We start from the raw sequence: 7377 nt of genomic DNA, 5'->3' as shown, positions 1-7377 counted from the left end.
GGGGTAATCCCAGCGAAAACGAAGTCTAGTCCTTTACTAAGACAGCAAATAACACGACGATCTCAATCATTTTGGGCGTGTTCAAACTCGTAGACATAAAATAAGCCGATGAGCTGGTGAATGCCATAACCCAGAACTGTCAAGCCTAATGCGATCGATACTCTAGCGACAAAAGCTAGTGAAATGAGATTGGTTTGCCCAGTTAAGACAATCGATCGCGATTCTAGCAACACTGCGACTACCAAGATCGCGATCGCCAAGCCATAACTGCCCGCTCTCGCCCACCGCAAGCGTTTGAGTGCGGTTTGGCAATACTGGCAATTAGCGGTATGGGTGTGCCAAACGTCAAATAGTTGCCGTTTATTCAGTTCTGCGGGCGGTAAATTGGCGGTACCTTGCCACGGAACACCACCGCCAGCCCGTTTTTCGAGCCACTGACGGAAGGTGATAGTCATTTTATCTTGGGGATTGGGTGTATATACAGCCTCCAACCAGCGATCTTTGGCTGCCATCGTCCGTTCTTGATAATGCAGGAACACCATGTCTTGATGCAAGAATAGCGACGCGAGGATATGTCCCAACCAAGTCGGCATCGGGAGCGCAAAAAATCCCAATCCGGGCGGTAACTTGCCCTGGGGATTTTTGACTAAGATCTGAGTACCGATATGACGACACCAGCCGGGGCGAGTGGGGGTGGCATATAACACTAAAATTAGCTGCCCTTCATCGGTGAAGGTAGTCGTAATTTTCATCAAACAAGGCGGCTGGAAGTCATGTAAGGCTTGTATAATCGGCGAACCTTCTGCTTGCGTCACGCCGAAGGAAAAGCCCTCCTGAGTCGAAAGTTCGCGCAATCGGGGCATATCATAATATTTGGCATCTCGATCGCGATCGCCGACTAATCCATGGTGCGAAACTGGCACATGAGCGGGATCGGCGACATTTTCCATGAAATAGTCCCAGCCATAAGGCATGTCCCGAATATTCCAAAATAGTTTGACGACTCGCTCCGATTTACCTTCGAGTTCGGTAATGATTCGGGGGGAACGATTTTTACTCTCAACAGCACCTTTTGCACCAGATTCCGCCCACACCCACAATAATCCCTGTGCTTCCTGGGTAGGATATGCGATCGCGCACGACTTAGGGTTAGCGCGATGTTGGGCTTCTAGAGCTGGAGTTTGAGATTGGGGGATTTTGGTACAATTACCATCCCCGTCAAATCGCCAACCGTGGTAAGCACACAGCAGCGTTCCATCTGCTTCGACGCGTCCTTCCGATAGCGGAGCGAGGCGATGGGGACAAGCATCTTCAAAACATTGCCACTGCTGCGCGCCATCTCGCCACAACACGACATTTTTACCCAGTAGTTGAAATGCGTGGGGTTTGGACGGATCTAAAAATTCAACCACAGCGACGGGATACCATTGCTGCATCCATTGAAAAGTCTCAGCACTGCTGGCATTATTCGCTTCAGATTCATTGGCGATCGTCGAAATAGCTGTCATCTTATCCGCCTCAGATCTGAAGTTTACCTATCTTTATTGAAACAGATCTCCAGGGTTAGGGTCAATCTAACTCGATCTCGATCTGTCAATGAATGCTAATGAGGCAACTGCACTCGATCGAACGTAATTATTGCGATCTCTTGTTGCAATACTCGATCGGTAAGATTTGGTAACTGAGTGAGAAATTCGGAGACTGTGAGTGCTGGTACGCGATCGAATTCCACCCGATCGTTTTTTGTTATGCTCGAACTATCGATCGAGCTTAAAGTATTCTCAAACATCCTTTAGCTCTGAGGGTGAGGATTTTAGAGGCTGGGTAACGCTCGGATTAGCGTCTAGATCGATCGACCTGTAAAATGTAGGTCAAATGTCTTAATTATCTCCTAATATCCGGAACTAACTGTCGATCGACTGAATCAGATTGGTATGCACTCGCGATTTCGCTAAATTATCCAAAAAATTATATATATATGTCTAAACAAGGGATTGTCATGGTAGCTACATTGGTAGCTGCTGCGGGAGCGGGATTTGCCGCTTATAAATATATTTATAGTGGCGAAAGTAATGCTGGAGATTTGGCTGGTGTAATTCCCGCAGACGCCTACATGGCGGCTTATATTTCCAATGAACCCGAAGCGTGGGAGAAGTTGAAAAAATTTGGGACGCCAACGGCACAAAACATTATTACGACTCAGATAACCGAGGCGCAACAGAGGTTCTTAGACCAAACCAAGATGGATTTTAGCAAAGATATTCAGCCTTGGGTAGGAAACACGATGATGGCGATTTTGCCTAGTAGCGATGGTAGAGCGAATAAACCGCAAGTACTAATTGCCATCGGTATTAAGGATAAACTCAAAGCTCTAGACTTTGCCAACAAACTCAAGGCGCAAAGCAAAGATCCCGTCAAGAAATTTGACTACAAAGGGATCGAGATTACCGATACGGGTAAGGGTAGCAGCGAAACCTTTACCGCGATCGTCAACGATCGATTGGTAGTCGCACCCGAACAAAAGACAATTGAATCGGCGATCGATACCGCTCAAGGCAAACCTTCCCTCGCCAGTAAAGCTGGGAACGATTGGTTCAAAGCCGATACCCTCGGACTCAAACAACCGATCGCGGCATTTTACGTCCCCGATTATCTCACAGCCGTGCAAGAGATGCTCAAGTCGGGCAAAACCCCAGTCACGCTCGATCCGGCTACCATGACGCAATTGAAAAAAATCCAGTCCTTCGGCGGTGGCATCGCGATCGACGATGCGGGGATTAGAATGAAATTAGTCGCCAAAACGGATGGCACGACCTTAAATTTACCCACAACCTCTGCTAAAGCTGTCTCCAGTTTTCCCTCAGACACCTTTATGGTGGCGGGTGGTACTGGCTTGAGCCAAATTTGGACGGAAGTTAATAAAATTGCTGCCGCTCAACCGACGACTCAAGAAGGTTTGAACCAAATGCGTCAGAGCTTTACTCAATCTACCCAACTAGATCTAGATAAAGATATATTTGGCTGGATGGGTGGCGATTATACGCTAGGGATGATGCCTGTAAGTAGCGGGATTACCGCTGCGGCGGGCTTTGGTGGTGCCCTCACGATCGATAGTACCGATCGCGCCGTGACGGACAATACGATGACCAAATTGGTCGATTTAGCCAAGACTTCGGGCTTTAGTGTCGATCGACGTCAAGTCGGGAGCGTGCAGATTTCCGATGTCAAAGCTCCCGCTGGACAAGGTACGCTCTTCAGCTATGGCTGGTTATCCGATAAATCGATGCTCCTGGCTGTCGGCGATGGGTTAGTCGAGAAAATTGCCCAACCCTCTGGCGAATCACTCGATCGTAGCCCTAATTACACGACAGCATTAAGCTCGATGTCCGCCCAAAAACAAAGCTACGCATATATCGATCTCGAAAAAGTCTTGGGTTTGTACACTAGTAAGGTGGGCACGGTTGCGGGGAGAACTATTCCCCCAGATGTCAATGCGATCCTCACTTCGATTCAAGGACTGGGTGTGAGTTCGGCGCAACCCGACAAAAATACCAGTCAGGTTGAAATTCTCCTCACGCTCAAACCTGCCACCAATTAACACCAAATCTCCACCAGAAATACTAGGCGGGTAAACCGTGCCGAAGCGGTACAATGCGGGTGAGTTTTTCTCTGGTCTTGTCTTGATACAGTGTGGGTGTTTTTTGCCCACACTGCATCGCTAACGCGCTTAACTTGGAGGAACCTTCAGTAATGCGCGCGTCGCTGTCTCTTTTCGCTCGCCCTGGAAAAATCACCTGAAAGAGACGCTCCCGCCCGTTCATCAGTTTATAGTAAACCCCGTCGGTCTAAAATCGGCAACTCTCAAATCGGTATGACTTATCAAGAATTAGAAATCGATACCCCCAAACCTGTTTTGTCATGGGCGGGGCACGATCTCGCACAACAAGAGACAAAGATGGCCAAGAATGTTGCCTCCCTGCCTTTTGTCTTCAAACATGTCGCCCTCATGCCAGACGTTCACCTCGGTAAAGGTGCCCTCGTCGGCTCGGTAATTGCCACCCAAGATGCCCTAATTCCAGCAGCAATTGGGGTCGATATTGGCTGCGGGATGACTGCAATTCAAACCCCATTTAAAGGCGAGAAATTAGATGGCAAACTCAAAAAAATTCGCCTCGATCTAGAAGCACAAATCCCTGTCGGCTTTGAAGAAAATAAAGAAATTTCTAAAGATGTAACTAATTGGCAAGGCTGGCAAGACTTCTCAGAATTACATCGCGGCGTGCGCGGTTTAGAAAATAGAGCCACCAAACAACTCGGCTCATTAGGTGGTGGCAATCACTTTATCGAAGTATGTATCGATACCGAAAATAAAGTTTGGTTGATGTTGCATTCCGGCTCTCGTAATATTGGCAATAAATTAGCACAATGTCATATCGATACCGCTAAAGATATCGCTAAGTTAGCCGATCTCAGTTTACCCGATCGAGACCTTGCTTATTTCGTCGCAGGTACTCCCGAATTTGCCGCCTACTGGCGCGATTTACAATGGGCGCAACACTATGCCCGCACCAATCGCGATGTGATGATGGCAAGATTCATGCGCGTTATCGAGCAGCATCTCAATGGTGGCAAAAAAATGAAACCATTACTATCGATAAACTGCCATCATAATTACGCCGAAAAAGAGATCCATTTCGGCGAAGAAGTCTATGTCACTCGCAAAGGTGCCGTCCGCGCTCAGAAAGAAGACTACGGCATCATCCCTGGCTCCATGGGTACCAAATCTTATATCGTTAAAGGCAAAGGTAACGCCCACAGTTTCTGTAGCTGCTCCCACGGTGCGGGACGAATCATGTCTAGAGCGATGGCCAAAAACACCTATACTCTAGATGACTTAATCGCCCAAACCAAGGGTGTCGAATGTCGCAAAGATACCGAACTCCTCGACGAGATTCCAGCAGCATATAAATCGATCGATAAAGTCATGGAAAATCAATCCGATCTAGTCGAAGTAGTTGCAACCCTCAAGCAAGTAGTGTGTATCAAAGGTTAGTTTATATGTTAGGTTGGACGACAATAGAAATCAATCATATTATTAAACTATCTTATTGATGAATATATTGATTTAAGATCGATATTAATTTATTCACTAATTTTTATTGGCTATATTTTTACAGTAATGTGTACAATACTCTCTATGATACTATGACTCATCATGTAATATTTAATGCTTCACAAATCTTTTTGTCTTTTGTGAAAAAATCTTTGGAATCAGATACATGGACTTTAGAATCTGGAGTGCTATGCACTATTTCATGTGCTTCAGCTATAGAAGCTATCGTAAATGAATTATTACAAGAAGATGCTAAAATCATTGGATGGGACGAGCTGAAGATAAAGTCCAAGATTGAAAATATTGCAAATGCAAATAATCAAAAGATTGACTGGGGAAGTAGTCACTGGCAAAATGCAGATCGCATAATTAAAGTAAGAAATTATTTAGTTCACTTCAAAGGAGAAAATCTGGGCTTGTTTGGTACGCCACATATAGAAGAAATGCTCACTAATTTTGTTTTGGTAAAACAAGAATCAAAGAATGCTGACTCTACAAAGCAAAGCGAAAAGTATAATTTCTCAAAAAATACGATAACAAAATATTATACTTCTACATTGCTAGCCTTAAGAGAGCTAGATAATGCTGTTAAAACCAATGACAGTAAGATGCGAGATTTTTTAAACTCAGAAGCCTATGAATTTTTCACAATTCTTTAAAATAAAAGTTCTGTCTCAAATATCATAGATTCGGTTGTTTAGTATTGGATGTTAACTAATTACACTACAAATGCATGATTAATATCCATAAGTACAACATTGCTATTTTAGGAAGGATATTCATGTCGCACGAAGGGAAGATCGATAACTTCTCCTTCGAAATCACCTACCATCACCTTTAAACCTACTCCACCAGCCTTCGATCGAATGTAACCCAATCCTCTGACTTCCCCCTCAACCTCGCTACAACTAGTCAAAACACCCATCTTTTCATCACCGACAGTTATAGCCGTACCCACAGCCACAGATCCAGCTAACTTAAGCCCCCACAGATATTGTTTGACACCCTTATAAGTATTCAGACGTGCGATCGTTTCTTGGCCGATATAGCAACCCTTACTAAACGAAATCGTATCCCACAAACCCACCTCTAAGGGGTTGTAATCCTCCGTTAGCTCCGCATCGGGTTTCGGTCTACCTTGGGCGATTCGCAGGCATTCCCAGGCATCCTCGTCCACTGTGACAGCACCTAAATTAGTTAGAGCTTGCTGTAAAGCTGGGGCATTTGCTCGATCGCAGATCAATTGATAGCCAGGTAAGCCCAATTCAGTCCCGATCGCGATCCGAACTTCAATACCTTCAATCCGATCTAATTCATGACTATGCTGGGGTCGTTCTGTCAATTTTGGGCAACCCAATCGCTCTAAGATCGCGGCACTCTCTGCACCCATTAGCGTAAAGCTTGCCAGATTATCGGTGACATCTTTTAATTTGACTCGATCGGCAAAAAAGATATATTTATCGAGCCAATCAAATAAATATTTACGACGATTGGGCGATACAATTAGCAATACTTCATCATCTAAAATTAGTCCGGTTGCTAGATCGATCGTCCGTGCCGTCGAAGTCACAAATACCGTATCGCAGCCTTCCCCTGCTTGCCGCTTTTCAAAGTCTGCCGTACTTTGATTGTGTAAAAATCGGAGTCGATCTCGATCGCTCACCAGAATTTTGCCCCAATCAGAACTATCATAAATAGCGGTACCCGATAGAGCTAGTTGTAGTGTTGTTTGTAGAATATTCAAATTATTATTTTCCATATGTTTTAAATTGCAATTATACTTGACGCAGTTGGCAGGGTGAACGCACCACAAAATATCGATCGACTAGTCCGCATAGGCGGACTTTGCATCACGAGCAGCGATGCGCGCCCGCCTTTGTTCCCCGACGGTTTACGAGCGATCGAGACAGCGGTTTCAACCGCAGATTTCACCGCAAAATTTAATGTGGCAAATTATTAAATATCCTAGCCACAACATCCTTCGCCTTATTATCTAATCGAGTCCAATCTGGACTCTCAGCTTCCATATCGATCAGACTGGTATCGATCTCCACAATTTGACTTTCAATCTCGCTATGACTGCCATCATAATTGAGAAAACAAACCTGATAACAAAGATCCCAAATATCGTATTTGAGCTGTTTATCCCCAGACTGAAGACAGAGATAATTAACTGGATGCGGTTCTCGCACCTCTTCATAGCTGACTTCCCATGCGGAAACTTCGCCCTGTTGGCGGATGCGATCGATAATGCGGATATAAAT

Annotated in this window: 8 protein-coding genes; 4 read left to right on the top strand and 4 right to left on the bottom strand. The window is 45.2% G+C overall.

Features of this window, described 5'->3' with window-relative positions; genetic code table 11:
* Window positions 1-62 precede the first annotated feature (62 nt).
* The gene (locus C7B77_RS19185) at window positions 63-1508 is read right to left on the bottom strand and encodes an aromatic ring-hydroxylating dioxygenase subunit alpha (RefSeq protein WP_106308440.1); all 1446 of its coding nucleotides are present in this window, start codon (window positions 1506-1508) and stop codon (window positions 63-65) included.
* A 95-nt stretch (window positions 1509-1603) separates the two neighbouring features.
* Complete coding sequence (locus C7B77_RS19180; protein WP_106308437.1) at window positions 1604-1789, bottom strand: hypothetical protein; 186 nt, start codon at window positions 1787-1789, stop codon at window positions 1604-1606.
* 189 nt (window positions 1790-1978) lie between these two features.
* On the opposite strand from C7B77_RS19180, the gene C7B77_RS19175 reads away from it, so the two are divergent.
* The 3 genes from C7B77_RS19175 (at window position 1979) to C7B77_RS19160 (ending at window position 5772) form a co-directional block, all read left to right on the top strand.
* Window positions 1979-3598 (top strand): DUF3352 domain-containing protein, encoded by a 1620-nt coding sequence (locus C7B77_RS19175; RefSeq protein ID WP_106308434.1) that lies wholly within the window; start codon window positions 1979-1981, stop codon window positions 3596-3598.
* A 273-nt stretch (window positions 3599-3871) separates the two neighbouring features.
* Complete coding sequence (locus C7B77_RS19165; protein ID WP_106308428.1) at window positions 3872-5053, top strand: RtcB family protein; 1182 nt, start codon at window positions 3872-3874, stop codon at window positions 5051-5053.
* A gap of 152 nt (window positions 5054-5205) precedes the next feature.
* A complete protein-coding gene (locus tag C7B77_RS19160) occupies window positions 5206-5772 on the top strand; it encodes a hypothetical protein (RefSeq protein ID WP_106308425.1) in 567 nt (188 codons plus the stop codon).
* A gap of 107 nt (window positions 5773-5879) precedes the next feature.
* On the opposite strand, the gene ygfZ is transcribed toward C7B77_RS19160, so the two are convergent.
* On the bottom strand, window positions 5880-6872 hold the full coding sequence (ygfZ, locus tag C7B77_RS19155) for a CAF17-like 4Fe-4S cluster assembly/insertion protein YgfZ (protein WP_106308422.1): 993 nt from the start codon (window positions 6870-6872) through the stop codon (window positions 5880-5882).
* 39 nt (window positions 6873-6911) lie between these two features.
* Between ygfZ and C7B77_RS30170 the strand changes: the two genes are divergently transcribed.
* Window positions 6912-7073, top strand: a complete 162-nt coding sequence (locus C7B77_RS30170; protein WP_181243927.1) for a hypothetical protein — start codon at window positions 6912-6914, stop codon at window positions 7071-7073.
* On the opposite strand, the gene C7B77_RS19150 is transcribed toward C7B77_RS30170, so the two are convergent.
* Window positions 7054-7377, bottom strand: a 324-nt coding sequence (locus tag C7B77_RS19150) for a hypothetical protein (protein WP_106308419.1), incomplete at its 5' end; no start/stop codon positions are given. The two genes, C7B77_RS30170 and C7B77_RS19150, sit on opposite strands and share 20 nt — an antisense overlap.

The organism is Chamaesiphon polymorphus CCALA 037 (genome assembly GCF_003003845.1).
Lineage (GTDB): Bacteria > Cyanobacteriota > Cyanobacteriia > Cyanobacteriales > Chamaesiphonaceae > Chamaesiphon > Chamaesiphon polymorphus.
This window is presented reverse-complemented; position numbering and strand designations above follow the sequence as displayed.